We start from the raw sequence: 26,040 nt of genomic DNA, 5'->3' as shown, positions 1-26,040 counted from the left end.
AACACCCCCGTGTGTTCTCTCATGTCCCCCGTGGATGCGGCCGGTCAGTGGCCGTCTCACCTCAAGAGATGCCGTGCGCCCCCGTGAGGTTGCCTGAATGCGGCAATCCGGACGCGGAGGTCGGGTGAGGAGGGGCTGCCGGGATCCGGTCGGGCAGGAAGCCGTGGGTGCGGCTCGCGAGGTACTCCGCGCGGTAACGGTCCACGTGGCGGTGCCAGTTGAGGATGCCCGCCAGCCAGTTCCGCAGCTCCTCGACGTAGCCGTCCAGGACGGCGCGCGCCTCGGCGGAGAGCTTGAAGTCCTCGTACAGCACCGGGAACTCGTGGGCGGCGATGTGCTCGAACTGCTCCATGCGCCGCGTCATGAGGTCGTGCACGATGCGCAGGGCCCTCGGACAGTCGATGCCGAAGAAGTTCTGCACGACGAGGATCGCGTTGTGGATCTCCCCCTCGTACTCGATCTCCTTCTGGTACGAGAACACGTCGTTGACCAGCATCGCGTAGTCCATGGCCGAGTTCTCCAGGGCCCGGACGGGTCCCGTGCGGTAGACCTCGGGCGGGACGGCGGGGCCGTGGCCCATGCGGCACAGGCTCATGGTCAGGTCGGAGCCGAAGGTGGCGCGGCGCATCTCCAGGTAGTCGACCGGGTCGGGGATGCGGCCCTGGATCTGGTTCAGCACCTCCCACACCCAGCTCTCCGTCATGACGTCGACCGTGGCCTTGAACTCCGTGCGCTGCTCCGTCGTCATCCGCGCGGTCGTGCGCGCCCACAGGTCGGTGAGGCCGCGCTCCATGGCGTTGGCCGGTACGGGGACGGGTTCGTCGGCCAGCGGCATGCAGGCCGACAGGCGTTCGGTGCTGAGGCGGGCGGCGGCGAGATCGCGCCGGTGGCCGAAGACCAGCGGGTAGTAGTCGTCCCCGTAGGTGCCCCAGGCGAGCCAGCGCGCGCTGAGGTCGAGGGCCTCGGGCGAGCCGTCCGGGTCGAGCCCGGCGGAGCAGAGCGCCAGGTCGGCGGCGGCGAGCCGGTCCTCGTCCCAGACGCCCTCGCTGAGCATGCCCATGCTCCGCGTCCAGGGGACGAGTCGCTCGCGCGCGCTGTCGAGCGCCGGGTTGAGCCGCACGGTGAACGGCATGTAGAAGTCGGGCAGCCGGCTGGGGCCCGTCTTCTGGAACGGCACATGCGTGTACGCCCGCAGCCGCTCGGCCCCCACCGAGGCGAGCAGGGCGCGGACATCGGCGGCGGCGGTCCCGGGCCCGGTGGGTCCGTGCAGGGCTGAGCGTTCCTCGACGGCGCCCTTGTTCATGTACCGGCTGGAGCGCAGGTGCCACTCGTGTCCGCCGGACTGCCAGTCCTGGAGCCCGCGCGTGTACGCGGTGACGGCCGCCAGCTCCTCGGGCGTGAGGCCCTTGTCGAGGGCGAGCGCGGGCACCTCGGTGAGCGCGGTGTGCTCGAACTGGTGCAGTCGCGAGGTGAGCACGTCGTTGACGGCCTCCGCCGCCTCCTGTGTCGTACAGCCGAAAAAGGTCTCGAGCACCAGGACGCCGTTGCTGAGTTCGCCCTCGTCGCCGACCTCGCGCTCGTAGGAGAAGAGATCGTTGCGCAGGTGCACGCCGTCGGAGAAGGTCTCCATCAGGACGCGCAGCGGCCTCGTCCCGGCGACGCGGGCGGGGACCTCGGCGGTCGCGTACTCCACGAGCCCCGCGGACCAGGGCGCGCCGCCGACCTTGCGGCGCATCTCGATGTACTCGACCGGGTTGGAGACGCGGCCCTCGTTGATGTTGGACAGCTCCCACATCGACTCGTTGAGCAGGTGCTCGGTCGATTCGGCGAAGCGGCGGCGCCAGTCGAGGGTCATCGCGGGCACGGTGCGCCGCCACAGGTCGGCGAGGCCCGCCTCGACCGGGTTGGTGGGCTCGGGGACCTCGGTGGCGAGGTCCATGGGCATGAACAGGGGCAGTCGTTCGAGGTGGTCCCGGCCGCCCTCGCGGTCGTTGGTGCGCTTGTACATGTCCAGGAAGTGGTCGTCGAAGAAGAAGACCCACACGTACCAGTCGGTGATCAGGGAGAGGGCGGGGCCGTCGCAGTCGGGGTGCGTGTAGGCGCACAGCAGGCCGTAGTCGTGCGCGTCGAGATCGCTCCGCTCCCAGATGCCGCTTCCCTCCAGCATGCCCATGTCGCGGGCCCACTCGGCGGAGTGTGCGCGCGCCTCGTCGAGGTGCGGGTTGAGCCGCGCCTGATACGGCATGTAGAAGTGCGGCAGTTGGAACGGCTGTGAGGACTGCGATGTCATGTGCGCGGCCCTACCCGTGCCGCCGGAGGGGCATCCGTTCGGCGGGCGATGATCGTCCCATCGCGTGAACGATGAGTGAGCGGGCCCGCTCCTGGGAAGCGGGCGCCCCTCGCTCTACGCGGTCCAGTGCGCGGGCCGCGTCAGACCGGCGGGCAGCTCGGTGGCCCGGTCGCCGCGGGCCGCGTTGAGCTGGGCCTGAGTGAGGAAGATGCTGTCGGTGAGGTCGGCGCCGCCGAGCCGGGTGTCCCGCAGGTCCGCCCCGATCAGGTCGGCGAAGCGCAGATCGGCGCCGGTCAGGTCGGCGGCGATGAGGAGCGCGCCGCGCAGGGTGGCGCCGCGCAGGTCGGCGTCGCGCAGCCGGGCTCCGGCGAGGTCCGCGCCGCGGTGGTTCTTCTTGCGCCCGGGCACCTCGGCGCGTACGAGGTCGCTCGCCTTGAGGAGCAGGGTGTTCACGTCGCCGCGCAGCGCGGACACGTCCGCCGCGAGCAGTTCGCCGGCACCCGCGCGCGTGAGCCGCTCGATGCCGTCGAGGGCGCGCCGGGCCTCGCGGTGCACGGGCCGGGCCCTGGGCCGCTCCAGCACCTCGCTCAAGTACCACAGCAGTTCGTGGAGGTGACGCATCACGGGGAACACCTCGTACATGGTCCGCGCGCTCTCGGGGCGCTCGCGCCAACTGACGCCCTCGAAGGTGACCTGGGAGACCTTCTGGCCCGCGCCGAAGCAGTCGAAGACGGTGCACCCCTGGTAGCCCTCGTCGCGCAGCCGCGTGTGGATGCCGCAGCGGAAGTCGTCCCGGAGGTTCCGGCAGGGGCTGCCCGCGCTCTTGTCGCGCGCGAAGTCCTGTGATCTGGCGAACGGCAGGGCGACACAGCACAGCCCGAAGCAACTGCCGCAGTCGGCACGAAGGTCCGGCCGGTCGGGCCCAGCGGGAACGGAGGGGGAGGCGTCGGAGGAGGTCACGGCCCCATTGTCGCCGATCGCCCGGGTACGCCCCCTTGTGGGCCGCGCGGGGCCGCGCCACCGTGGACGCGACCGGCACCGCCCCACTCTCCGGGAGTCGACGTGGCCTCCACCTTCCTGCTTCCCCATGAACTGCGCGGAGACGGCCCGCACAAGGTGATCGCGGTGCACGGCTGGCTGGCCGACCGCTCCGCGTACGCCCCGATCGTCGCCGACCTGGACCAGGTCTCCTTCCAGTACGCGCTCGTGGACCTGCGCGGCTACGGGGAGGCGAAGGACACCCCGGGCGCGTACACGACGGCCGAGGGCGCCGCCGACGTGCTGGCGCTCGCGGACCGGCTGGGCTGGGAGCGCTTCTCGCTGCTCGGGCACTCGATGGGGGCCGGTGTGGCGCAGCGCGTCGTGGCGTCGGCACGGCACCGGGTGCGGCGTATCGCGGGGGTCTCGCCGGTCCCGGCGTCGGGTCTGGTGCTGCCGCCGCAGCAGTGGGAGCTGTTCTCCACGGCGGACAACGAACCGGCCCACCGCCGCACCATCCTCGACCTCACCACGGGCGGGGTCCGTCCGGCGGCCTGGCTCGACCGGATGACGGCGCGCTCCCTGGCGTGCGTCGACGCCAAGGCGTTCCGCGCCTGGCTGGACTCGTGGACCGGCGACGACTTCCACCGTGATCTGGAGGGCTGCACGACACCGGCGCTCGCGGTGACCGGGCAGCTCGACCCCGCGCTGCCCGCGGAGCTGATCCGGACGACGTGGCTGCACTGGTTCAGCCGCGGCGAACTGGTCGACCTGCCGGTGTGCGGGCACTACGCGATGGACGAGGCGCCACTCGCGCTGATCCGGGTCGTCGAGGACTTCCTGCGGGCGGACCGCCCCTGACCCCTGCTACGCCAGTGGCAGCGCCTCCGGTGGCTGCTGCCCGGGCGGCCGGGGACCCCTGATGCGCCGCTCGGCGGCCCGGATCGGCACGTCGTCGATGCTCGCCTCCCGCCGCCGCATCAGGCCGCGGGCGTCGAACTCCCACAGCTCGTTGCCGTAGGAACGCCAGTGCCCGCCGGCCGCGTCCCGCCATTCGTACTGGAACCGGACGGCGATCCGGTCGTCGCCGAAGGACCACAGCTCCTTGCGGAGCGCGTAGTCGAGTTCCTTGCGCCATTTCGCCGTGAGGAACGCGTGGATCTCCTTCCGCCCGCTCAGGAACGTGTCGCGGTTGCGCCACACCGAATCCTCCGTGTACGCGAGCACGACGCGGTCGGGGTCCCGGGTGTTCCAGGCGTCCTCGGCGGCCCGCACCTTGGCGAGCGCGTCGGCCTCGGTGAACGGCGGCACGGGCGGGCGCGGGCGCGCGTCGCGGGGCGTACTCATTCCGGCCACCCCGAGTTCTCGATGACGGTCACGAAGTCGGTGCGGACGAAGCCGGGCACGAAGTGGGCGAGCACGTCCGACTTGACGTTGCCGAACGCGCTGGCGGGGCGGTGCGCGATGCCCTCGGTGAACGCCCGGAGGATCTGGCGCTTGAAGTCCGGCCGGGGGTGCGCGGCCACGACCGCGTCCCGCTGCGCGTCGTCCACCTCGTCGAAGCCGAGCCCCAGCACGTCGACCTCGACCCCGGCGGTGACCAGCGCCACCTCCGGCTCCATCCGGTAGGGGATCTCGGGGGTCGTGTGCAGGGCGACGGCCGTCCAGGCGGTCCTGGCCCGCTCGGGCGGCAGGCCGTGGCGCAGCAGGAAGTCCTGGGCCGCCTCCGCGCCGTCGAGCTCGAAGCGCTGCCGGGACGCGGCGTAGCGCGGGGTGAGACCGAGGTCGTGGAAGAGGGCGGCCACGTAGAGGAGTTCGGGGTCGAAGGTCAGCTCGCGGTGGCGGCCCCGCAGCGCCCCGAAGAGGAAGACGCGGCGCGAATGGTCGTACAGGAGGGGGCCCGCGGTGTCGCGGACGAGTTCGGTCGCCTCCTTGGCGAGTGCGCTGTCGGGGATCTCGATGTCGGCGATGCGTGAGGTCACGGTCGGCTCCTGGTCGGCTGGTGCGATGCCGTCAGCCTGCCGCTCAGGCACTCTCGCGCTCCATGTCCTTCCAGCCATGAATCCCACACATACGGACATGGCACGCCGCTAGCCTGGGGCGATGAGCGCGCCCGCCCGCACCCCCTCCCGCACCGTAGCCGTCCTCGCCTACGACGACGTCCGGCTGCTCGACGTCACGGCTCCCCTTGAGGTGTTCAGCACCGCGGCCACCCTGGGCGCCCGTTACACGGTGACGCTGCTGTCCGCGCACGGTGGGCCTGTCACCACCTCGGCGGGGACCCGGCTGCTCACGGAGCCCGTCGACGGCCTCGCCGGACGCGTCCACACCCTGATCGTGCCCGGCTCGCCCGGCCTGCCCCGGCGGCTGCCGCCGGGCCTGGTCGACACCGTCCGGGCGCTGCACTCCTCGTCCTGGCGCACCACGTCCGTCTGCACCGGCGCCTTCGCGCTCGCCGAGGCGGGGCTCCTCGACGGGCGGCGCGCCACCACACACTGGCGGCATGCGGCGACGCTGGCGGGGCGCCACCCGGACATCGAGGTGCAGGACGACGCGATCTTCGTCCAGGACGGCAGGATCTACACCTCGGCGGGTGTGAGCGCCGGGCTCGACCTCTCGCTGGCCCTCGTGGAGGCCGACGAGGGCGCCGGGCTCGCCCGTGAGGTCGCCCGTGATCTGGTGGTGTTCCTCCAGCGTCCGGGCGGCCAGTCGCAGTTCTCGGTGGCCGCGCGCACCCCCGCGCCCCGCCACGCCACGCTCACCGCGCTACTCAGGTCGGTCGTCGCGGACCCGGCGGCCGACCACTCCCTGCCGGAACTCGCCCGCCGGGCCGGTCTCAGCACCCGCCATCTCACCCGCCTCTTCCACAGCGAGATCCGGGACACGCCCGGCGGCTACGTCGAGTCGGTCCGCCTCGAAGCCGCCCGGACCCTCCTCGACGCGGGCGAGAGCGTCACCTCGGCGGCCCGCCGCAGCGGCCTCGGCAGCGACGAGACCCTGCGCCGGGTGTTCCTGCGCCACCTCGGCGTGACGCCCTCCGCCTACCGGGCCCGCTTCCGGACCACGGCCCCACTCACTCCCCGTCCGGCTCCAACCGCAGCGAGATCGAGTTGATGCAGTACCGCTGGTCGGTCGGGGTCGCGTAGCCCTCGCCCTCGAAGACGTGGCCGAGGTGCGAGCCGCAGCGGGCGCAGCGGACCTCGGTGCGGACCATGCCGTGGGAGCGGTCCTCGATCAGTTCGACGGCGGCGGAGTCCTTCGGGTCGTAGAAGGACGGCCAGCCGCAGTGGGACTCGAACTTCTCGTTCGAGGTGAACAGCTCGGCACCGCACGCCCGGCAGGAGTAGACGCCCCGGGTCTTGGTGTCCGTGTACTCACCGGTGAAGGCGGGCTCGGTGCCGGCCTGGCGCAGTACGGCGTACTCCGCCGGGTTCAGCTCCGCGCGCCACTGCTCGTCCGGCTTCTCGACGTCGTACGACATGGGGGCACTCCCTCTAACGCTGTGCGAGATGGTCCAGGATGCGCGGACCGAGGTCCGTGACGTCGCCCGCGCCCATGGTGAGAACGAGATCACCGGGCTTCGCCATTCCCGCGATCGCCCCGACGGCCGCCGTCTTGTCGTGGGCCGCCTGGACGTCGGCGCCCGCGGCGCGCGCCGCGTCGACGATGAGGGCGCTGGTGATGCCGGGGATCGGGTCCTCGCGGGCCGGGTAGATGTCGAGGACGACGGAGGCGTCCGCGAGGCGCAGGGCCTCGCCCATCTCCTGGCCCAGCTCCTGGGTGCGGGAGAACAGGTGCGGCTGGAACAGGACGAGCAGGCGGGCGTCGTCGGCCGCGGCGCGCATCGCCTCCAGGTCGGCCGCCATCTCCGTGGGGTGGTGCGCGTAGGAGTCGATGACCTGGACGCCGCTCTCCTCGCCCTTGAGCTGGAGGCGGCGCTTGACGCCGGTGTACGACTTGATGGCACCGGCCAGGTTCCGGGAGGGGATGCCGAGGGCGACGCCCGCGGCGAGCGCGGCGACCGCGTTGTGCGCGTAGTGGCGGCCGGGGACCGAGACGGTGAAGGTGAGCAGCTTGCCGTCGAGGAGGACCGTGACCTCGCTGGTCAGGCCGCGGGGCGTGACCTTGTGGATGCGGATGTCCGCGGACGGCGACTCGCCGTAGGTGACGACCTTGAGGGAGGTGGTGTCGCGGATGCGGCGGGTCAGTTCGACGGCGCCGGGGTGGTCGGCGGCGATCACGAGGGTGCCGCCGGGGACGATCTTCGAGGTGAAGATCTCGAAGGAGTCGTAGATCTCGTCCATCGACGCGTAGTTGGCGTGGTGGTCGAGTTCGACGTTGAGGATGATCGCGACTTCGGGCCGGTACCGGTGGAAGCTGCGGTCCGACTCGTCGGCCTCGGCGACGAAGATGTCGCCCGCGCCGTGCAGGGCGTTGGAGCCGGGGGCGTCGAGGTCGCCGCCGATCGCGTACGAGGGGTCGAGACCCAGGGAGGACAGGGCGACGGCCAGCATCGAGGTCGTGGTCGTCTTGCCGTGGGTGCCGGCCACCGCGATCGGCCGCCGGTCCTCCATGAGGGAGGCGAGCGCGTCGGAGCGGTGCACCACGGGGATGCCGAGTTCGGCGGCGCGCCGCAGCTCCGGGTTGTCCTCGCGGATCGCGGAGGAGACGACGACGGAGGTCGCCTCGGGCGACAGGTGCGCGGCGTCGTGGCCGATGTGGACGGTGGCGCCGAGCGCGCGCAGCGCCTCGGCCGTGGCGGACTCGCGCGCGTCGCTGCCCGTGACCCGGGCGCCGCGCTGGGCGAGGATCTTGGCGATGCCCGACATCCCGGCGCCGCCGATGCCGATGAAGTGCGGTCGGTCCATGGCGGCAGCAGAAGTGGGCAGGCCGGATGCCATACGTGTCTCTCCCCTGAGGTGCTTCGGGTGTCCCGGTCCGTGGTCACTTCGACCACGGACCGGGCCAGCCTATTGCCTCCGGCCCGCCCGCCCCGCATCCGCGTCCGGCGTCACGCCTTGCTGTACGAGAACAGCTTCAGAACCGGTACCCCCACCTTGTGCCGGGCCCGCGAGGCCCAGTCCCGGTGGAAGAACTCCTCGACGTAGTGCGGGTCGGTCAGCACGATCACCTCGTCCGCCCCCACCTCGTCGACGAGCGCCTTCAGGGCGTCGAGCGGGTGGTCCTCGACGAAGCGGCCCTCGGCGGCGCAGCCGGCCTGGTGCAACGCGGTGAGGGAGACGTGCAGTGCCTGCTCCCCCGGCGCTCTGGCCTCGTCGCCCTCGGGCACCTCGTCCTCCCGGGCCGCCTCGTCCAGCTCGCCCATCGCGACGTCGTCGATGGCCCGCAGCAGGCGGTCCGCCTGGTCACCGCGGGGCTGGAGCAGCACGTGGAAGGAGACTTCCTCGTCGCCGTGCAGTGTGGTGACGAACTCCACGTCGGCGGACGTCAGTGCCTTCTCGATCATCAATACGCTCGTGAACACGACGGGCGCCCTTCTTCTCCTGCCGTGGGCCGTCGTGCGACCGGCCCTGGGGATCTGCGGAAACCATCCTGCCCCGTGGCCGCACGGGGACTGCGAGAATTAGTGTGCCCAGCGGAAGCAGTACGGAACGGATCATTCCGCCGGGTGTCGGGGCCGACGGTACCGGGTGAAGAGAAAACCGTCCTCCTCCAGGAGAGATGCCAGCTCGAAACGTTCCGGCACGGCCAGTTCGGGACCTCCGGCGATGCGCTGCGCACTGCCCGCCGTGAGCAGCGGGGAGAGGGTCAGACAGAGTTCGTCGAGCACGTGCGCGGCCACGAACTGGCCGAGCATCCGCGGCCCGCCCTCCGTGAGCTGCCGGGTCAGACCCCGCTCGGCCAGCGCCCGCACCGCCCGCCCGGGCTCGACGGCGGTGCCGTCCCCCGCGATCAGCACCTCGGCCCCGGCCGCGCGGGCCGCCGCCACCCGGTCCGCCGGCGCGCCCGCGCCCGTGAGCACGTACGTCGGTGTCAGCGGCTCGGTGAACAGGGGCAGGCCGAAGTCGAGGTCGAGGCCGGCGCTGATCACCGCGATGGCCGGTGCGGGGCCCTGACCTGCCGCCTTGCGAAGCGCGGCGAACGCCTCACGCGCGCGGGCGGGGCGGTAGCCCTCCTGGCGGACCGTCTGGGCGCCGACGACCACGACGTCCGCGAGACCGCGCAGGGTGCCGAAGACACGCATGTCGGCGGGGCAGGAGATGGGGTGGGAGCGGCCGTCGTGCTGGGCGGCGCCGTCGAGCGTGGCGACCATGTTCGCGCGCAGCCACACCTCGCCCGCCGCCTCGGCCGGATAGGCGTAGGCCTCGGCGAGCCGGTCGAGGCTCCACTCACCGTCCGGCGGCCCCTCGGGCCCTTCGCCCCCCTCCCGGCCCGCGTGATCTGCTGTTTCGTACGTCACAGGGAACAGGCGTCGCATGACGTGCAGTGTGGCACGGCCACTAAGCTGGAGAACTGTGTCGTCCTCCACCGAAGCCCCCGGCTCCCGCTCGTCCGGCATCAGCCCCATAGCCGACGCGGCGCCCCAGTCCCTGTGCGCCCGTGAGCCGCATGTCCCCGCGGAGCGCCTGGTCGCCGAGATGGTGCCGCCGCCGCGGTTCAGCTCCGCCCGCTTCGACACGTACATCCCCGATCCGAACCAGCCGAGCCAGACGCGGGCCGTGCAGGTGCTGAGCTCGTTCGCCGCCGGGCTCGGCGGGGCGCACGCCGCGGGCGCGGGCCGGAAGCGGGGCCTGTTCGGCTTCGGAAGGAAGGCAGCCGCCCCGGCCGGGCCGCGCGGCGTGTACCTCGACGGCGGGTACGGCGTCGGCAAGACCCACCTCCTCGCCTCCCTGTGGCACGCCACCCCGGCCGCGCCCGAGCGCAAGGCGTTCGGCACCTTCGTCGAGCTCACGAACCTGGTCGGCGCCCTCGGCTTCCAGCAGACGGTGCGCACGCTGAGCGAGCACCGGCTGCTCTGCATCGACGAGTTCGAGCTCGACGACCCGGGCGACACCGTCCTGGTCTCCACGCTGCTCGGCAAGCTGGTCGAGGCGGGCGTCGCGCTGGCCGCCACCTCGAACACGCTGCCCGGCAAGCTCGGCGAGGGCCGGTTCGCCGCCGCGGACTTCCTGCGCGAGATCCAGGGGCTGTCCGCGCACTTCCAGCCGCTGCGCATCGACGGCGAGGACTACCGGCACCGGGGCCTGCCCGAGGCGCCCGCGCCCTTCTCCGAGGAGCAGGTCACCAAGGCCGCGTACGCCACCGAGGGCGCCTCGCTCGACGACTTCCCGCACCTGTTGGAGCACCTGGCGCGGGTGCACCCCAGCCGGTACGGCGCGCTGACGGACGATCTGACGGCGGTCTGCCTGACGGAGGTCTCCGCCGTTCCCGACCAGTCCACCGCCCTGCGGCTCGTGGTGCTCGCCGACCGGCTCTACGACCGGGAGATACCGGTCCTCGCGTCCGGACAGCCGTTCGACCGCCTGTTCAGCGAGGAGATGCTGAACGGCGGCTACCGGAAGAAGTACTTCCGGGCGATCTCCCGGCTCACCGCCCTCGCGCGGGACGCCAAGGGCCTCGTCCAGGCGTAGCCGCCGCGTCGGGGGACGCGCAGGACGACACGAGTAACCAGTGCGCCCCGCCGTTGCTACGCGCGTGGTTCACGGCGCGCGGAGTGCGTGATAGACACACCGGGTCACAGTTCCTGTCCGCCAGCAGGAGGTTGCCCCATGTCCGATACACGGCTGTCCGCAACACGACGTCAAGTGCTCGCCCGTACCGGCGCGTTGGGGGCGGGCATCGCCTTCGCCGGGTCCCTGTCCGAGCTGTTCGCCGGTTCCGCCGCCGCCCAGGGACGTGCCGGTTACGGCCCCCTGGTGCCCGACCCGGCCGGCCTCCTCGATCTGCCGAAAGGTTTCCGCTACAAGGTCCTCTCGCGCGAGGGCGACCCCCTGCGCTCCGGCGAGGGGCAGGTGCCCAGCAACCACGACGGCATGGCCGCCTTCGCCGGCAGACAGGGCCGCGTCCACCTCGTGCGCAACCACGAGAACCGCGTCACCGGCAAGATCGCCGTGCCGACCGTCGACGGACTCACCTACGACCCGATGGGCAAGGGCGGCTGTACGGCGCTCACCGTGGACCGGCACAACAACGTGTTGTCCGAACGGGTCGCCATCGCCGGTACGGCCGTCAACTGCGCCGGTGGGCCCACCCCGTGGGGTACCTGGCTGACCTGCGAGGAGACCGAGGACCGGGCCGGCACGAACGGCTACACCAAGGACCACGGCTTCATCTTCGAGGTCGACCCGGTCGACCCGCGCCGCTCGGGCGCCGTGCCGCTCACCGCCATGGGCCGCTTCCAGCACGAGGCCATCGCCGTCGATCCGCGACGCGGTGTCGTGTACGAGACCGAGGACGCGTTCGACAAACCCTTCGGGCTGTTCTACCGGTTCCTGCCCGAGAAGCCGCGCGGCGGCCTCGGATCGCTGCGCGCGGGCGGCACGCTCCAGGCGATGCGGGTGCCCGGGGTGCCCGACCTGTCGGTGGTGCAGGAGACAGGGGCGAGCTTCACGGGCATCGAGTGGGTCGACGTACCGGATCCGCTCGCCCGGCAGACCGCCATCCGCAACCAGGACTTCGGCCCCAAGGGCATCACCCACGCCCAGAAGCTGGAGGGGTGCTACTGGGGCGGCTCCTGCGTGTACTTCGTGTCGTCGTTCGCGCGGAGCCGGGACGGGTCCGCCGCCGACCACTTCGGGCAGATCTGGCGCTACGACCCCGCCGCGCGCCGCCTCACGCTCGTCATCGTCTTCGGCCCCGCCACCGACGTCCAACTGCCCGGCGAGGAGCCCGACAACATCTGCCTCGCCCCGAGCGGCGGCCTGATGGTGTGCGAGGACGGCGAGGGCGCGCAGCACGTCTTCGGCGTGACGAGGAAGGGCGAGGTGTACGCGATGGCGCGCGGGCGCCAGAACATCGGGACGGCACAGGACCCCGCGTGGGGCGAGTTCGCGGGCGTCACCTTCTCCCCGGACCACTCCACCATGTACGTGAACTGCTACACGCCGGGCACGACGTTCGCCGTCACGGGTCCCTGGCACAAGTGACGCGCCCCTGAGCCCACCGCGCCGCCCGCACCGGCCCCGGGGCGACGGCTTCCTGCCACCCTGACCGGTTTCGGGCGGCGTGGTGCGCGCACGGCCTGGGCAGGGTCCGGGCATGGACGAACGGCCGATCACCGCATGGGAGTTCACCGACGACCGGGGGCACGTCGCCGTCGCGCCAGAGGCGCCGGAGCGGATCGTCGCGTACATACAGGCCGGTGCGAGCCTGTGGGACCTGGGGATACGTCCTGTGGGCGTCTTCGGCTCCCACCACGACGGGGACAGACCCGACCGCGCCAAGTCCGGGGGGCTGCCGCTCGACGAGGTCGCCTACCTCGGGGCGGGGTCGGGCCTCGGGCTCGACGACGTGCTCGCGGTGCGGCCGGACCTCGTGGTGGCGCTGACGTACGGCGGCGGCCAGGTGTACGGGGTCGAACCGGACGTGGCCAAACACCTGGAGGAGCATGTCCCGCTCGCCGTCCTCGACGTGGGCCAGGGGCGCGGACTCACCGCCGTGCGGGAGCGGTTCGCGGAGCTGGGGCGTTCGCTCGGGGCGGCGGAAGGACCCGAGGCGCTGACGGAACTGACGCGGGCGGAGCGGGAACTCGCGGCCGACGCCGAGGCGGCCGGGGCGGTCCGGGTACTGGCCCTGTCCCCCGGCGGGCCGGACCAGGTGCATCTCGCCCGGCCCGGGAAGTGGCCGGACCTGAGCGCGCTCGCGGGGATCGGGGTGCGCATGGTGGAGCCGCCCGAGGGACCCGGCGCCAACTGGCACACCGGGCCCTGGGCCGCCGCCGCCGAACTGGCGCCCGACGTGGTGCTGGTCGACGCCCGCGCCAACGCGGCCCCGCGGGAGCAGTACGCGGGGGACCCGCGGTGGGCGGCGGTGGCGGAGCGGGCCGTGGTGCTGCCGTGGAACCCAGAGATCGCGGCCAGCGCGGCGACGCACGCGGCGTTCTTCGACGAGGTGGCGGGGGCGCTGCGGGGGCGGGGGCCTCGCTCCGGCCACGGGCACGACCGGTGACGCATTTACCCGATTAATCCCATTTACGGAGTTATCGTCACCGGGTGATCAGCACCCTCCGTCGTACCGCGCTCCCCCGCGCCCTCGGCACTCTCGGCGCTCTCGTGCTCGGTGCCGTCGCCTGCTCGGGCGGCGGCACCGGGCCCGCGCACCCGGGACGCACGACCCGGCCCGCCGCGAGCCCGACGACCGTGGCGCCGAGCGGGCCGCCGACGCTCGCCCCGGGCCCCGCGGGCCTCGTCCCCGTCTTCACCGGCGCCCGGTCGAAGGAGCGCACGGTCGCGCTCACCTTCGACGCCGACATGACCGCGGGGCAGGGCGCGCGCGCCGCCGCCGGTGAGCGCTTCGACCATCCCCGGCTCATCGCCGCGCTCCGCGCGCTGCGGGTACCGGCCACCGTCTTCATGACCGGGCGCTGGGCCGAGCAGTACCCGGCCGAGGCCCGGGACATCGGCGGCGACCCACTCTTCGAGATCGCCAACCACTCCTACAGCCATTACGCCTTCACCGGCGACTGCTACGGCCTGCCCACCGTGCCGGCCGGGCGGATGCGCGCGGACGTCGAGCGGGCGTTCACCGCGTTCCGCGCGGCGGGGGTCCGGCACGTCGTCCCGTACTTCCGCTTCCCCGGCGGCTGTTACGACCGCCGGGCGCTGCGGGCCCTCGCCCCGACCGGTGTCACCGCCGTGCAGTGGGACGTGGTGAGCGGCGACGCCTTCGCGACGGACGCGGGCGCGGTGACGCGGCAGGTGCTCGACGGGGTGCGCCCCGGCTCGGTCGTCGTCATGCACTGCACCCGCAGCGCGGCGCCGACGACGGAACGCGTGGTGCGCGCCGTGGTCCCGGCGCTCCGCGCGAAGGGGTTCCGGTTCGTCCGGGTCTCCGAACTGCTCGCGGCGGCCCCGAAGGCGTGACCGTACGCTGGTGACCATGGAGAACACCCAGGACGGCGCCGGGACCGAGGTCGCCGAGTGCGTGCTGTGCCGCGAGCCCACCGAGTACCCGGAGTCCACCGAGGGCTCGACGCTGTGTCCGGTGTGCGAGTGGCAGGAGGCGCAGCGGGCGGCCTGTTCCGGCTAGGGCGCGTCCAGCGGTCGGCGGTCGACGGTCGGCGGCAGGACGAAGAGGGCGTGGGAACCGATGCGGCCGGTGGCAGACTGGAGGGCGTGACCAGCGACGACTCCGCCCTGCCCCAGCCCGCCGCGCCCCCGGCTTCCGACAGCCCGTTCCGTGACGAGCGCACGGCGCGCGACGAGGCACCGCAGTACGTACTGCCGCTCGTGGTGCGCATCGAGCGCGCCGCGCCGCCGGCCCGCACGGACGCCCTGGAGGCGGCGGCCCGCGCGGTGCTGGTCCTCCTCTGCGACGAGCGTTCCCTCGGCGACGGGGAGTGGGCACAGGCCGTGCGGGACTGGCAGGACGCCCGGATCCGCAAGGTGGTGCGGCGGGCCCGCGGCGCGGAGTGGCGCCGGGCGGAGGGCCTGGACGGCATCACGGTCACCGGGCACGGCGGCGCCGAGGTGCGGGTCTTCCCGCCGGTCCCGCTCGACGGCTGGCCCAAGGACCTGGCGAAGCTCCAGGTGTCCGGCACGGACCTCGACGACCCCGAGCCGCCGCCCGCCCCCGACCCGGCCGCCCCGGTGCTGTGGCTCAACCCGGACCTCGACATGACGGCGGGCAAGGCCATGGCGCAGGCCGGTCACGGCGCCCAGCTCGCCTGGTGGGAGCTGTCCGACGCGGAGCGCAAGGAGTGGCGCGAGGCGGGCTTCCCGCTGTCGGTACGGGTCGCCGAGCGGGCCCGCTGGGAGCCGCTGACGCGGGCCGGGCTGCCGGTGGTGCGGGACGCCGGGTTCACGGAGATCGCGCCGGGGTCGTGCACGGTGGTGGCCGAGGGGGCACGCGAGGGCGGCCTGCTCTCGGGGCTCGGCAGGGCATGACTCCCCCCAGGGGGCCGGAAACCGTCCCGGCCGCCTCCTCGACCCCGTCTCCACCTGGCGTGCCCGGGTCGGCGCTCGGGGGCGAAAGTGGCCGGGCCCGAACCCTGGCGACCGGGCGCGCGGCGGCCTAGCATCGGAGCGTCCGAGCGCTTTCCACTCGGACGCCATGGCTCACGCCCCGAGACCCCGGGATCGCAGCGCGCACAGCGCACCACATGCGGCCGGGTCGTTCTCGCCGACGCTCGTCCCGGCCCCTCGTCCTCCCCGCCACCGGGGCGCATCCCGCACGCTCGCGGAGCGGTGAGGGCGGTGAGCACGTGAACCGCGCCGGGGAGACGCACCCTCTCGTGCTCACTGGCCGCCGCCGATGCCGGCTCAGCCGCCGGCGGCGGCCTCTTCTCCGTACCGCATCATGGAGCCAGGGCACAGGCGGGGAACACGGTGGACGGCAGGGTCGCGGTCGGGTTCCATCCGGTGGACCACGTCGTCCACGCCTGGGACGTCGCCGTGACCCTCGGCGCCCGCGTCCGGCTGTCCGCGCCCGTGGTGGGCGCCGCCCTCGCGGTCGCCCGGCGGGTGCCGACGGGCCCGGACGCGCGTGGCCCCGGTGCCGCGTTCGCGCCGCCGGTCGAGGTGGCGCGGCGGGGCCGGACGGTCCAGACAGGTCAGACAGGGCGGACAGGGCGGGCTTTCAGCGGATGCTGGCGCTGCTGGGGCGCGACCCCGGCCGATGGCCGGGTGGCGAACCTCAAATGTAGCTCTGAAGGTTTCCCCTCCTGGGTTCAGCGGGGCCCGCCGGGGCCATGACACCAGCACGCCGTGGCGACCGGCACGGCGCAGGAGGGGGACGTCCATGCGGCGGTCGGGACAGTTGGGGACGGGGATCGGCTGGCGGCCCGAGATCGCCGGCATCGTCGAGGCCATGCCCGGCATCGACTGGGTGGAGGCCGTCGCAGAGAACCTGTGCCCGGGTCATCTGCCCGAGAGCCTGCTGCGGCTGCGCGCGCGGGGCGTCACCGTCGTGCCGCACGGCGTCTCGCTCGGTCTGGGCGGGGCGGAGCGTCCGGACGAGCACCGGCTCGCGGAGCTGGCCGCGCGCGCGGAGGCACTGGACGCACCGCTGGTCACCGAGCACATCGCGTTCGTACGGGCGGGCGGTGAACGTACGGCGTCACCGCTCCTGGAGGCCGGGCACCTGCTGCCGGTGCCGCGCACCCGCGACGCGCTCGACGTGCTGTGCGAGAACGTCCGCATCGCGCAGGACGCGCTGCCGGTACCGCTGGCCGTGGAGAACATCGCGGCGCTGTTCGGCTGGCCCGGCGAGGAGATGACCGAGGGTCAGTTCCTTTACGAGCTGGTGGAGCGCACCGGCGTACGGCTGCTGATCGACGTGGCGAACCTGCACACCAACCATGTGAACCGCGGCGAGGACCCGGCCAAGGCGCTGGACGAGCTGCCGGTCGAGGCGATCGCGTACGTCCATGTCGCGGGCGGCGTCGAACGCGACGGCGTCTGGCACGACAGCCATGCCCACCCGGTGCCGCGGGCCGTCCTCGACATCCTCGCCGAACTGGCGTCGCGGGTGCGTCCGCCGGGCGTCCTGCTGGAGCGGGACGAGAACTTCCCCGAGGACGAGCGGGAGTTGGAGCGGGAGGTCGCGGCCGTCCGCGAGACGGTCGCCGCCGCCGCGCCCGCGTCGGCCGTCCACCACCCGGCCCCCTCGGCCCCGGGGCCGGACACGCCGGCCGGGGAACCGGTGCGCGGACGGGTCGCGCTCGCCCAGGCCGCCCTGCTCTCCGCCCTCGTCGCGGGCACCCCGGTGCCGGAGGGGTTCGACCGCGCGCGGCTCGCCGTGCAGAGCCGGGCCCTGGCGGGAAAGCGGGCCGACGTGGTGGCGAAGGTGGCGCCGGAACTGCCCGCGATCCTGGGTGCCTCCGGGTATCGCGCGGCGTTCCTCGCGTACGCCCAGCGACAGCCCATGACGGCCGGGTACCGGCGCGACGCGCTCGACTTCGCCGAGGACCAGTTGCTCGGGCAGCGGGTCCAGGACGCGTCCGCGCGGCGGCGGTTGACGGACTGGTGGCTGGAGCGGTCGGGGCCCGCGCCGCTGACCGGACGCCCGGTGGCCAGGGCCCTGCGGGCGGCCAGGTTCGCGCTGCGCCGGGGCTGACCGGTCGCGGGCGGCCGTCGTCTCGTGGGCGCCGCGCCCTCCATCGTGCGGGGCGCGCGCGCCGCACCACCCCCGCGCGGCGTACGGTCGTCGGCGTAGTCCCCGCTGATGCCCGGCACCCCGCGCCCGGGGCGCACTAGCGTGCGGTGCCGCACCAGGAGGCACCATGCGACTGCTCTCATCCAGCGGGTCGTTCACCGGATCGTCCGGCGGCGTCCGCGTCAACGGCACCGTGCTCATCGTCACCGCGCTCATGGCGACGCTCGCGGCCCTCGTCTTCCCGGTCTGGTCGTACGCCGACCGCTCGGGGACCGGCCTGGACACGCTCGACGCCCAGAGCGTGCCGACCAGATTCGGGCCGCTGTCGGCCACCGACCGCGTCTTCGTCACCAAGGTCCGCCTCGCCGGACTGTGGGAGATGCCCGCCGGGCAGCAGGCCGAGGAGCGGGCGCCGAGCAAGGCCGTCGAGACGGCCGGCGAACACCTCGTCGAGGGGCACACGTTCCTGGACGCCCGGGTGCGCGAGGTCGCGGCCCGCCTCGACCTGGAGCTGCCGAACCAGCCCAACGCCCAGCAGCAGGGCTGGCTGCGGGCGTTGACGGCGGCGAAGGGCGAGGAGTACGAGCGCCTGTTCGCCAACGTCCTGCGCCGCGCCCACGGCCAGGTGTTCGCGCTGGTGGCCCAGGTGCGCGCCTCGACGCGCAACTCGCTCGTGCGGGGGCTCGCCGACGACGCCAACACCACGGTCCTCGACCACATCAAGGTCCTGGAGGCGACCGGTCTCGTCGACTTCGACGCGCTCGCGCGCAACGCGGCGACGGCGAGCCCGCCGCCCGTGACGCGCTCCGCCGCCCCGCCGGGACCGACCACGTCACCGGGGTCGGCGACACCGGTCACCCCGTCCCCCACCCTGACCCTGCCGCCCGCGGCGTCCCGCCCCAGAACCTGAGCCGCACCCCGGCACCGGAAACGGAACGTCGCGTACCGATAACACTGTGTCCGCATGCTGAACGCGCCGTAGCGCCTGCCCGAACGCGTGTCGTAGAAACACCGCATGTTCTGGGTCCTGTTCCTCGTTCTCGCCTGCGGCTTCGCGGGCGTGTCCTGCGGGCGGCTCTGCCTCGCGGCCGCGCGCGCCGCCGACGCCGAGCGCCTCGCGGACTCCCCGCACCCCCGGCACGAGCTGTCGCTGTACGAGACGGCGTTCCTGGCGGGCGGACCCGCCCGGGTCGCCGACGTGACGCTCGTGTCGATGGCCAGGAGCAGCAGGCTGCTGCTCGCGCACACCGGGTGGGCCACCGTCGTCGACCCCGTGGGCGACGACGACATGGAGCGTTCCGTGATCGGCGCCATCGGACCCGAGGGGCAGGCGCCAATCGCGCCGCTGCGGGCGGCCACGGCCACCGGCGACGCCGTCCGCGCGCTGGCCGAGCGGCTGGTCGCGGCCGGTCTCGCGGTCCCGGACTCGGCCAGGACGACCATGGCGGGCGCGGTGCGCCAGGTGCGGGCCGCGGCCGTCGCCGTGGTCGCGCTCGGCGCGGTCGCCGTGCTGATGCCGGGGCAGCCGGTCGAGCAGGAGCTGCCGGTGGCCCTCTGGTTCGCGCTGCCGCTGCTGCTGACGCTGGGCTGCCTGGCCCTGGCCCGTGTGGAGATCCACCCGTACACGCGCTGGGCGGCGCCCGCGGGTCAGCGCCTGCTCGCCGCGCTGCCGCCGGGCACGGGCAGCCTCCTCGCGGTGGCCGTGCGCGGGGTGCGGGCGGTGGACGACCCGACGCTGCGGGCCGCGTTCGCCGGGGGCCGCAGCGGCACGGGCCGGTGAGCCGGGGCGGCGCGGGAAGATCGTCGCCCCGCCACGGCGAGCGGGTGCTTTACATCCGCCCCCACCGCCCCAAGGATCCCTTGTGACCGCGAGCCGTACCGGTTCGGGGGGAACGAAAGGGACGCGTCCGAGCCATGAGAGCAGCATCCGTCCGCTACGCCGCCGCGGGCACGCTGATCCTTTCCGTCCTCACGACCGCCCCGGCGGGCGGCGCGAGCGCCGCTCCCTCGGGGCCCGGCGCACCGGAGACGGCGGGCACCGCCGTCGCCGTGCGGCGCGCCGCCACCACCGGGATCCGCTTCGGCGCCTGCCCCGCCGTGGAGCACCTGCCGGCCCCGGTCGTCTGCGGCACCGTGTCCGTCCCGCTGGACTACGCCCAGCCGCGCGGGCGACAGATCAAGCTGACCGTCAGCCGGGTCAAGGCGTCCGGCAAGCAGGCCGGGGGCAAGGCGGCCCGGCAGGGTGCGCTCGTCTTCAACCCGGGCGGGCCCGGCGGCAACGGCATGTACTTCCCACTGGTCCGCGCCGTGCCCGCGTGGAAGCGCATCGCCGCCGCGTACGACCTCGTCGGCTACGCGCCGCGCGGCGTCGGCCGGTCGGCGCCGCTGTCCTGCCAGGACCCGAAGAAGGCGGGGAAGGGACCGACCCAGGCGCCGACGCACCCCTCGGAGGCGTACAAGAGGCAACGCGTCGCGCAGGCGAAGGCGTACGCGCGGGGCTGCGCGACGCGCAACCCCGGACTGCGGCACTACACGACCCTGAACAACGCCCGCGACCTCGACGTGCTGCGGGCCGCGCTCGGCGAGAGGCGGCTGACCTTCCTGGGCGCCTCGTACGGGACGTACATCGGGGCCGTGTACGCGCACCTGTTCCCCTCCCATGTGCGGCGCATGGTCTTCGACTCGGCGGTCGACCCGGACCCGGACCGGATCTGGTACGCCTCCAACCTGGAGCAGTCGGCCGCCTTCGAGCGCCGCTGGGCCGACTTCCGGGCGTGGGTTGCGAGGCACGACGCCGCGTACGGCCTGGGGACGACACCCGAGGAGGTGCAAGGGGCCTACGAGCGGGTGCGGGCGGAGCTGGCGCGCGAGCCGGCCGGGGGCAAGGTCGGCCCCGGCCAGTTGCAGTCCGCGTTCCTCCAGGCCGGGTACTTCGACGACTACTGGCCGATGCGGGCCCAGGCGCTCTCGGCGTATCTGAAGGGCGATCCGAAACCGCTGATCGGCCAGGCCGCGCCGAGCGGGCGGACCTCCGCAGCGGCTGAGAACAGCAACGCGGTCTACACGGCGGTCGAGTGCAACGACGCGCCCTGGCCGACGGACTGGCGCACCTGGGACCGCGACGCCACCCGGCTCGCGCGCGTCGCCCCGTTCGAGACCTGGGGCAACACGTGGATGAACCTGCCGTGCGCGTACTGGTCCGCGCCGCGGCAGCAACCGGTCGACGTGCGGACGGCGCCGGGCGCGCTGCCGCCCACGCTGATCCTGGCCGCCGAGCGGGACGCGGCGACACCGTACGAGGGCGCGCGGGAACTGAACCGGCGACTCGCCGGGTCGGCGCTGGTCACGGAGTGGGGCGCGGGCACGCACGGCGTCGCGGGCGGCGCCAACGCGTGCGTGAACCGGCACCTGGACGCGTATCTGCTGGCCGGGAAGGTGCCGGGGCGGCGCGCATCGGCGTGTGCCCCGCATCCGGAGCCCACGCCGATGCGCAAGTGAGCCCGCCCGGCCCCGGGTGAACTAGGGCGTGTTGCGAAAGTCCCGCCTGCCCCACGACGCCTGGCACGCACTCTCGCCGCACCGGGCGAAAGCCCTAGTACGTCCAGTACAAGGGCTCCCACCCGGCACGCCGAGAGCACGCACCAGACGCCGCGAGGCCCGCCCTCCGGGCGAACGACGGGACTTTCGCAACACGCCCTAGGCGAGCCCCGCCACCAGTTCGGCCACGCTCTTGCGGCGGCCCGTGTAGAACGGGACCTCCTCGCGCACGTGCCGACGGGCCTCGGAGGCGCGCAGGTGACGCATGAGGTCGACGATGCGGTACAGCTCGTCGGCCTCGAAGGCGAGGATCCACTCGTAGTCGCCGAGCGAGAACGAGGCGACCGTGTTGGCGCGCACGTCCGGGTAGCCGCGCGCCATCTTGCCGTGGTCGGCGAGCATCGTGCGGCGCTCTTCGTCGGGCAGCAGGTACCAGTCGTAGGAGCGCACGAAGGGGTAGACGCTCACATAGTTGCGAGGCGTCTCGTCGGCGAGGAACGCCGGGATGTGCGAGCGGTTGAACTCGGCGGGGCGGTGCAGCGCCATGTTCGACCACACCGGTTCGAGGGCGCGGCCCAGCTTCGTGCGGCGGAAGAGGTTGTACGCCTCCTGGAGCTCGTCGGCGGTCTCCGCGTGCCACCAGATCATGAGATCGGCGTCGGCGCGCAGCCCGGAGACGTCGTAGGTGCCGCGGACGGTCACGTCCTTGGCGGCGAGCTGGTCGAACAGCTCCTGGACCTCGTCGGCGAAGCCGGCCCGGTCCTGCGGCAGTACGTCCTTCAGCTTGAAGACCGACCAGAGGGTGTAGCGGATGACCTCGTTGAGGTCCTTGGCCAGCTTGCCCTTGTTCGGGATCCGCGCCGGGTCGGTGGTAGGGGTGTCGTCGCTCATGTCCCTTATTCTCCTGCGCCGCCGTGCAGGCTCTGCACCGGGTTCGCCTTCAGGTCCGCGCGGACGCGGTGGTCGCCGCGCAGCTCGTCGACGGCGGCGTACGCGCCGGCGATGCAGGCGGGGATGCCGACGCCGTCGTACGCCGCTCCGCAGACGGTGAGGCCGGGCAGGTGCGCGAGGTGTTCGCGGACGCGGGCCACGCGCGCGCTGTGGCCGACGGGGTACTGGGGCAGGCCGTCCTGCCAGCGCGTCACGTGGGCCGCGACGGGGGCCGCACTCAGTCCGGTGGCCGCGCCCAGGTCGTGGCGGGATGCCTCGATGAGTTCGGCGTCGTCACGGGCGAGGTCCTTCTCGTCGCCGTAGCGGCCGACCGAGGTGCGTACGACGAAGAGGTCCGGGTTCTCGGCGCCGATCCAGCCCCACTTGCGGGAGGCGAACGTGGCGGCCTTGATGGTGTGGCCGTCGACGGGCGGGACGAGGAAGCCGCTGCCCTCGGGGAAGCGGGTCTCGCTCGCGCGAAACGCCATCGTGATCAGGGCCATCGAGGCGTACTCGATGCCGCGGAGTTCCTGCGAGGCCATGGGGGACGCGGTGCGCAGCAGGCTCGCCGCCGCGGGCGCGGGCAGGGCGACGACGACCTGGTCCGCGGCGTACGTGCGGCCCTGTTCGGTGACCACCCGCCAGACGGGCTCGGCGGCCGAGGGCGTCCCGTTCGCCCGCAGGGTGCTGGCCCGCTCCCCCGTCACGATCGTGCCGCCCTTCGCGCGCACCGCGTCGGCCACCGCGGCCGGGAGGGTGCCGATGCCGCCCTCGATGCCCATGAACACGGGGCCCACCTGCGGGTTGTCCGCGGTGCGGGCCTGGATCGCGCGGACCGCGGCCGTCAGGGTCGGGTGGCGGCGGGCCTCCTCGAACAACTGGGGCACCGCGCTGCGCAGGGAGATGCGGTAGGCGTCGCCCGCGTAGACGCCGCCGAGGAGCGGTTCGACGAGCCGGTCGACGACCTCGCGGCCGAGACGGGCCGCGACGTACTCGCCGACGGCGATGTCGTCGCCGATCTCGGTGGGCGGCAGGTCGTCGTCCTGCGCGACGCGCCGCAGGCCCTCCTCGGAGAGGACCCCGGCGAGCGCGTCGACGGTGCCGGGGACGCCCATGACGTGGCCCTTGGGCATGGGGCGCAGGGTGGAGCGGGTCCAGAGCGAGGCGGTCGCGGTGGACGGCGGCTGAAGCCGGTCCGCGAGGCCCACCTCACGGGCCAGGCCCACCGCTTCGGGGCGGCGCGCGAGCATCGACTCGGCGCCGAGGTCGACGCGGGCGCCGGCGATCTCGCCCGCGCGCAGTTTGCCGCCGAGCCGGTCGGACGCCTCCAGGACGGTCACCTCGACCCGGCCGGCCCCGGTGGGGTCGTCGAGCAGTCGGTGCGCTGCCGCGAGGCCCGCGATGCCGCCGCCGATGACGAGGACTCTGCGGTCCCGTGCCGTTCCCGTACCCGTACCTGTGTCCGTTTCGCGCATGCCCCCACTCTCTCAGAACCCGGCGCCGTGGCCGACGAGTCCCGACCGTGACCGGTTCGAGGCCGCCCGGCTACCACCGGACGGCCTATTCGCGCGTCGAAGGAGCGACCGATGACCGACACGTCTCCAGGAGTACGACGATGCATATGCCTGTCACCACCCGTACGCGTCCACGAACGCGGCGGGCGCGGCTACTGGCCGCGCTGTCGCTGACCGCGGTGCTCGCGCTCGCGGGCTGCTCGGCCGCGGACGACGACAGCGGCGGGGACCAGGACAAGAGCGTCGCGGACGTCAGGGCGCCGCGGGAGGCGGGCGGGGCGGCCGACAGCGGGAAGGGCGGCGGGAAGGCGTCGGGGACCACGAGGGCGCCGAAGCCCACGGACGTCCACATCATCCGCACGGCCACCCTCTCCGTCCGCGTCAAGGACGTGCCGGACGCGCTCGACAAGGCGCGCAGGGTCGCCGAGGACGCGGGCGGCATCGTCGGCGACGAGACGACGGGCCGGGACGAGGACGGCCGCGAGCGCTCACGGATCACGCTGCGGGTGCCGCAGGACGCGTACGAGGACGTGCTCGACCGGCTCTCGGGCACCGGGCGCCTGGTGGAGCGCCACGTGACGGCGAAGGACGTCACCGATCAGGTCGTCGACGTGGACAGCCGGATCGCGTCGCAGCGGGCGAGCGTGGCGCGGGTGCGCGAACTGATGGACCGGGCCACCAAGTTGAGCGATGTGGTGACCCTGGAGGGGGAGTTGAGCAGCCGCCAGTCCGCACTGGAGGCGCTGCTCGCCCAGCAGGCGTCGCTGAAGGACCGGACGACGCTCGCGACGATCACCCTCAGTCTGTCCGAGACCCCCGCGAAGGCCGGCACCGGCGGCGACGACCCGGGCTTCCTCGACGCGCTGTCGGGCGGCTGGGCCGCTTTCGTGACGGTGCTGAAGTGGCTGGCGATGGCGCTCGCGGCCGTGCTGCCGTTCGCGGCGGTGGCGGCGCTGCTGGTGTTCCTGTGGCTGCGGTGGGTACGCCCCCGGCTGCCGCGGCGCGGCGGGAGCGAGCCCGTCGCGACGGTGCCGGGGCCGCTGCCCGCGCACCCGAGGTCCGCGCCCACGAGCGGGACCGGGGAACAGGACTGACGACTAGCGTGGGGCGCATGAGCACTGATACCTCTGCACGGGAACGGCTCGTGGTCATCGGCGGTGACGCGACGGGCATGTCCGCCGCGTCACAGGCGCGGCGGCTGCGCGGCCCGGACGAGTTGGAGATCGTCGCCTTCGAACGCGGGGACTTCACCTCGTACTCGGCGTGCGGCATCCCCTACTGGGTGGGCGGCCAGGTCGGTGAGCGGGACGAGCTGATCGCGCGGACGCCCGAGGAGCACCGGGCGCGCGCCATCGACCTGCGGACCCGCACCGAGGCCGTGTCGATCGACGTGGCGGGGCAGCGGGTGCGGGCCCGCGCCCTGGACGGCGGCGACGAGTCCTGGGTCGCGTACGACAAGCTCGTGATCGCGACGGGGGCCCGGCCGACGCGGCCCGACCTGCCCGGGATGGACGCGGCCGGGGTGCACGGCGTGCAGACGCTCGGTGACGGGCAGGCGCTGCTCGACACCCTGCGGGCGACGCAGGGGCGCAGGGCCGTCGTGGTCGGCGCCGGGTACATCGGGGTGGAGATGGCCGAGGCGCTGCTGCACCGCGGGTACGAGGTGACCGTCGTCAACCGCGGCCCCGAGCCGATGTCGACGCTCGACCCGGACATGGGGCGCCTGGTGCACGAGGCGATGACGGGCATGGGCATCACGCTCGTCGACGAGGCCGAGGTGACGAAGATCCTCACCACGGACGACGGGCGGGTACGGGCCGTCGCGACCGAGGACGCCGAGTACCCGGCGGACGTCGTGGTGCTGGGCCTCGGCGTACGCCCGGAGACGACGCTCGCCCGGGACGCCGGTCTGCCGCTGGGTGAACACGGCGGCCTGCTGACCGACTTGGCGATGCGGGTGCGCGGCCACGAGAACATCTGGGCGGGCGGCGACTGCGTCGAGGTCCTCGACCTGGTCTCGGGCAGCGAGCGGCACATCGCGCTCGGCACGCACGCGAACAAGCACGGGCAGGTCATCGGGTCGAACGTGGGCGGCGGTTACGCCACCTTCCCCGGTGTCGTGGGCACGGCCGTGAGCAAGGTGTGCGACCTGGAGATCGCCCGCACCGGGCTGCGCGAGAAGGACGCGCTCCGCGCCGGGCTGCGCTTCGTGGCGGTGACCGTCGAGTCGACGAGCCGGGCGGGCTACTACCCGGACGCGGCCCCCATGACGGTGAAGATGATCGCCGAGCGGCGCACCGGGAAGCTGCTCGGCGTACAGATCGTGGGGCGCGAGGGCGCCGCGAAGCGGGTCGACGTGGCGGCGGTCGCGCTGACCGCCGGGATGACGGTGGAACAGATGACGGCCCTGGACCTGGGGTACGCGCCGCCGTTCTCACCGGTGTGGGATCCGGTGCTGGTCGCGGCCCGCAAGGCGGTGACGGCGGTCAGGGCGGCCGGTTAGGCACGGCCGCCCCG

General features: G+C 73.6%; 24 protein-coding genes. 14 read left to right on the top strand and 10 right to left on the bottom strand.

Annotated elements, in window-relative coordinates; genetic code table 11:
* Window positions 1-61: 61 nt before the first annotated feature.
* Together cyc2 and ACIRF8_RS15000 are read right to left on the bottom strand one after the other, a co-directional pair.
* Complete coding sequence (cyc2, locus tag ACIRF8_RS15005) at window positions 62-2,290, bottom strand: germacradienol/geosmin synthase Cyc2 (RefSeq protein WP_404214770.1); 2,229 nt, start codon at window positions 2,288-2,290, stop codon at window positions 62-64.
* Between the two features lie 114 nt (window positions 2,291-2,404).
* Window positions 2,405-3,250: a pentapeptide repeat-containing protein gene (locus ACIRF8_RS15000; protein WP_404214768.1), complete on the bottom strand. Its 846-nt coding sequence runs from the start codon at window positions 3,248-3,250 to the stop codon at window positions 2,405-2,407.
* A gap of 102 nt (window positions 3,251-3,352) precedes the next feature.
* Here ACIRF8_RS15000 and ACIRF8_RS14995 point away from each other — a divergent pair, with 102 nt between their 5' ends.
* Entirely contained in the window at window positions 3,353-4,129 is a 777-nt protein-coding gene (locus ACIRF8_RS14995) for an alpha/beta fold hydrolase (protein WP_404214766.1), read from the top strand.
* Between the two features lie 6 nt (window positions 4,130-4,135).
* Here ACIRF8_RS14995 and ACIRF8_RS14990 read toward each other — a convergent pair whose 3' ends face one another.
* A complete protein-coding gene (locus ACIRF8_RS14990; RefSeq protein ID WP_404214764.1) occupies window positions 4,136-4,615 on the bottom strand; it encodes a nuclear transport factor 2 family protein in 480 nt (159 codons plus the stop codon).
* Window positions 4,612-5,250 (bottom strand): HD domain-containing protein, encoded by a 639-nt coding sequence (locus ACIRF8_RS14985; RefSeq protein ID WP_404214762.1) that lies wholly within the window; start codon window positions 5,248-5,250, stop codon window positions 4,612-4,614. The genes ACIRF8_RS14990 and ACIRF8_RS14985 overlap by 4 nt, the downstream gene beginning before the upstream one ends.
* A 121-nt stretch (window positions 5,251-5,371) precedes the next feature.
* Between ACIRF8_RS14985 and ACIRF8_RS14980 the strand changes: the two genes are divergently transcribed.
* Complete coding sequence (locus ACIRF8_RS14980; protein ID WP_404214761.1) at window positions 5,372-6,382, top strand: GlxA family transcriptional regulator; 1,011 nt, start codon at window positions 5,372-5,374, stop codon at window positions 6,380-6,382.
* Here ACIRF8_RS14980 and msrB read toward each other — a convergent pair.
* The 4 genes from msrB to ACIRF8_RS14960 form a co-directional block, all read right to left on the bottom strand.
* Window positions 6,342-6,749 carry a peptide-methionine (R)-S-oxide reductase MsrB gene (gene msrB / locus ACIRF8_RS14975; RefSeq protein ID WP_404214759.1) on the bottom strand — a complete coding sequence of 136 codons (408 nt, stop codon included), beginning with the start codon at window positions 6,747-6,749 and terminating at the stop codon, window positions 6,342-6,344. The two genes, ACIRF8_RS14980 and msrB, sit on opposite strands and share 41 nt — an antisense overlap.
* A gap of 13 nt (window positions 6,750-6,762) precedes the next feature.
* Complete coding sequence (murC, locus tag ACIRF8_RS14970; protein WP_404214757.1) at window positions 6,763-8,169, bottom strand: UDP-N-acetylmuramate--L-alanine ligase; 1,407 nt, start codon at window positions 8,167-8,169, stop codon at window positions 6,763-6,765.
* A 110-nt stretch (window positions 8,170-8,279) separates the two neighbouring features.
* On the bottom strand, window positions 8,280-8,753 hold the full coding sequence (locus tag ACIRF8_RS14965) for an indole-3-glycerol phosphate synthase (protein ID WP_404214755.1): 474 nt from the start codon (window positions 8,751-8,753) through the stop codon (window positions 8,280-8,282).
* Window positions 8,754-8,885: 132 nt separating this feature from the next.
* Window positions 8,886-9,707, bottom strand: a complete 822-nt coding sequence (locus tag ACIRF8_RS14960) for a pyrimidine reductase family protein (RefSeq protein ID WP_404214753.1) — start codon at window positions 9,705-9,707, stop codon at window positions 8,886-8,888.
* Window positions 9,708-9,744: 37 nt separating this feature from the next.
* Here ACIRF8_RS14960 and zapE point away from each other — a divergent pair, with 37 nt between their 5' ends.
* From zapE to ACIRF8_RS14910, 10 genes are all read left to right on the top strand, one after another.
* Window positions 9,745-10,860: a cell division protein ZapE gene (gene zapE / locus ACIRF8_RS14955; RefSeq protein ID WP_404214752.1), complete on the top strand. Its 1,116-nt coding sequence runs from the start codon at window positions 9,745-9,747 to the stop codon at window positions 10,858-10,860.
* A 138-nt stretch (window positions 10,861-10,998) separates the two neighbouring features.
* Window positions 10,999-12,375, top strand: coding sequence for a PhoX family protein (locus ACIRF8_RS14950; protein WP_404214750.1), 1,377 nt, complete (start codon window positions 10,999-11,001; stop codon window positions 12,373-12,375).
* Window positions 12,376-12,487: 112 nt separating this feature from the next.
* Window positions 12,488-13,396, top strand: a complete 909-nt coding sequence (locus tag ACIRF8_RS14945; protein WP_404214748.1) for an ABC transporter substrate-binding protein — start codon at window positions 12,488-12,490, stop codon at window positions 13,394-13,396.
* A gap of 44 nt (window positions 13,397-13,440) precedes the next feature.
* The gene (locus ACIRF8_RS14940; protein WP_404214746.1) at window positions 13,441-14,310 is read left to right on the top strand and encodes a polysaccharide deacetylase family protein; all 870 of its coding nucleotides are present in this window, start codon (window positions 13,441-13,443) and stop codon (window positions 14,308-14,310) included.
* A 16-nt stretch (window positions 14,311-14,326) separates the two neighbouring features.
* The gene (locus ACIRF8_RS14935) at window positions 14,327-14,476 is read left to right on the top strand and encodes a hypothetical protein (protein WP_404214744.1); all 150 of its coding nucleotides are present in this window, start codon (window positions 14,327-14,329) and stop codon (window positions 14,474-14,476) included.
* Between the two features lie 86 nt (window positions 14,477-14,562).
* Window positions 14,563-15,333 carry an aminoacyl-tRNA hydrolase gene (locus ACIRF8_RS14930; protein ID WP_404214742.1) on the top strand — a complete coding sequence of 257 codons (771 nt, stop codon included), beginning with the start codon at window positions 14,563-14,565 and terminating at the stop codon, window positions 15,331-15,333.
* An 853-nt stretch (window positions 15,334-16,186) separates the two neighbouring features.
* Entirely contained in the window at window positions 16,187-17,503 is a 1,317-nt protein-coding gene (locus tag ACIRF8_RS14925; protein ID WP_404214740.1) for a DUF692 domain-containing protein, read from the top strand.
* Between the two features lie 166 nt (window positions 17,504-17,669).
* Window positions 17,670-18,452, top strand: coding sequence for a DUF4142 domain-containing protein (locus ACIRF8_RS14920; RefSeq protein WP_404214738.1), 783 nt, complete (start codon window positions 17,670-17,672; stop codon window positions 18,450-18,452).
* A gap of 105 nt (window positions 18,453-18,557) precedes the next feature.
* Complete coding sequence (locus ACIRF8_RS14915; protein WP_404214736.1) at window positions 18,558-19,322, top strand: TIGR04222 domain-containing membrane protein; 765 nt, start codon at window positions 18,558-18,560, stop codon at window positions 19,320-19,322.
* A gap of 134 nt (window positions 19,323-19,456) precedes the next feature.
* Entirely contained in the window at window positions 19,457-21,040 is a 1,584-nt protein-coding gene (locus ACIRF8_RS14910) for an alpha/beta hydrolase (protein WP_404214734.1), read from the top strand.
* Window positions 21,041-21,238: 198 nt separating this feature from the next.
* Here ACIRF8_RS14910 and hemQ read toward each other — a convergent pair whose 3' ends face one another.
* Window positions 21,239-21,970: a hydrogen peroxide-dependent heme synthase gene (gene hemQ / locus ACIRF8_RS14905; RefSeq protein WP_404214732.1), complete on the bottom strand. Its 732-nt coding sequence runs from the start codon at window positions 21,968-21,970 to the stop codon at window positions 21,239-21,241.
* Between the two features lie 5 nt (window positions 21,971-21,975).
* Window positions 21,976-23,484: a protoporphyrinogen oxidase gene (hemG, locus tag ACIRF8_RS14900; RefSeq protein WP_404214730.1), complete on the bottom strand. Its 1,509-nt coding sequence runs from the start codon at window positions 23,482-23,484 to the stop codon at window positions 21,976-21,978.
* Between the two features lie 146 nt (window positions 23,485-23,630).
* Between hemG and ACIRF8_RS14895 the strand changes: the two genes are divergently transcribed.
* Both ACIRF8_RS14895 and ACIRF8_RS14890 read left to right on the top strand, forming a co-directional pair.
* Window positions 23,631-24,617, top strand: coding sequence for a DUF4349 domain-containing protein (locus tag ACIRF8_RS14895; protein ID WP_404214728.1), 987 nt, complete (start codon window positions 23,631-23,633; stop codon window positions 24,615-24,617).
* A gap of 17 nt (window positions 24,618-24,634) precedes the next feature.
* Window positions 24,635-26,026 carry an FAD-dependent oxidoreductase gene (locus ACIRF8_RS14890; protein WP_404214726.1) on the top strand — a complete coding sequence of 464 codons (1,392 nt, stop codon included), beginning with the start codon at window positions 24,635-24,637 and terminating at the stop codon, window positions 26,024-26,026.
* Window positions 26,027-26,040: the final 14 nt, after the last annotated feature.

This window comes from Streptomyces sp. NPDC102406 (assembly GCF_044765725.1).
GTDB lineage: Bacteria > Actinomycetota > Actinomycetes > Streptomycetales > Streptomycetaceae > Streptomyces.
This window is presented reverse-complemented; position numbering and strand designations above follow the sequence as displayed.

Excerpts from the sequence above, each read along its gene's own strand:
- ACIRF8_RS14895 (WP_404214728.1), top strand. The coding sequence starts at position 23,631 with ATGCCTGTCACCACCCGTACGCGTCCACGAACGCGGCGGGCGCGGCTA.
- ACIRF8_RS14945 (WP_404214748.1), top strand. The coding sequence starts at position 12,488 with ATGGACGAACGGCCGATCACCGCATGGGAGTTCACCGACGACCGGGGG.
- hemQ (WP_404214732.1), bottom strand. The coding sequence starts at position 21,970 with ATGAGCGACGACACCCCTACCACCGACCCGGCGCGGATCCCGAACAAG.
- ACIRF8_RS14925 (WP_404214740.1), top strand. The coding sequence starts at position 16,187 with ATGCGGCGGTCGGGACAGTTGGGGACGGGGATCGGCTGGCGGCCCGAG.
- ACIRF8_RS14950 (WP_404214750.1), top strand. The coding sequence starts at position 10,999 with ATGTCCGATACACGGCTGTCCGCAACACGACGTCAAGTGCTCGCCCGT.
- ACIRF8_RS14990 (WP_404214764.1), bottom strand. The coding sequence starts at position 4,615 with ATGAGTACGCCCCGCGACGCGCGCCCGCGCCCGCCCGTGCCGCCGTTC.
- ACIRF8_RS14915 (WP_404214736.1), top strand. The coding sequence starts at position 18,558 with ATGTTCTGGGTCCTGTTCCTCGTTCTCGCCTGCGGCTTCGCGGGCGTG.
- ACIRF8_RS14920 (WP_404214738.1), top strand. The coding sequence starts at position 17,670 with ATGCGACTGCTCTCATCCAGCGGGTCGTTCACCGGATCGTCCGGCGGC.
- murC (WP_404214757.1), bottom strand. The coding sequence starts at position 8,169 with ATGGCATCCGGCCTGCCCACTTCTGCTGCCGCCATGGACCGACCGCAC.
- ACIRF8_RS14910 (WP_404214734.1), top strand. The coding sequence starts at position 19,457 with ATGAGAGCAGCATCCGTCCGCTACGCCGCCGCGGGCACGCTGATCCTT.
- hemG (WP_404214730.1), bottom strand. The coding sequence starts at position 23,484 with ATGCGCGAAACGGACACAGGTACGGGTACGGGAACGGCACGGGACCGC.
- ACIRF8_RS14935 (WP_404214744.1), top strand. The coding sequence starts at position 14,327 with ATGGAGAACACCCAGGACGGCGCCGGGACCGAGGTCGCCGAGTGCGTG.
- cyc2 (WP_404214770.1), bottom strand. The coding sequence starts at position 2,290 with ATGACATCGCAGTCCTCACAGCCGTTCCAACTGCCGCACTTCTACATG.
- msrB (WP_404214759.1), bottom strand. The coding sequence starts at position 6,749 with ATGTCGTACGACGTCGAGAAGCCGGACGAGCAGTGGCGCGCGGAGCTG.
- ACIRF8_RS14890 (WP_404214726.1), top strand. The coding sequence starts at position 24,635 with ATGAGCACTGATACCTCTGCACGGGAACGGCTCGTGGTCATCGGCGGT.
- ACIRF8_RS14980 (WP_404214761.1), top strand. The coding sequence starts at position 5,372 with ATGAGCGCGCCCGCCCGCACCCCCTCCCGCACCGTAGCCGTCCTCGCC.
- ACIRF8_RS14960 (WP_404214753.1), bottom strand. The coding sequence starts at position 9,707 with ATGCGACGCCTGTTCCCTGTGACGTACGAAACAGCAGATCACGCGGGC.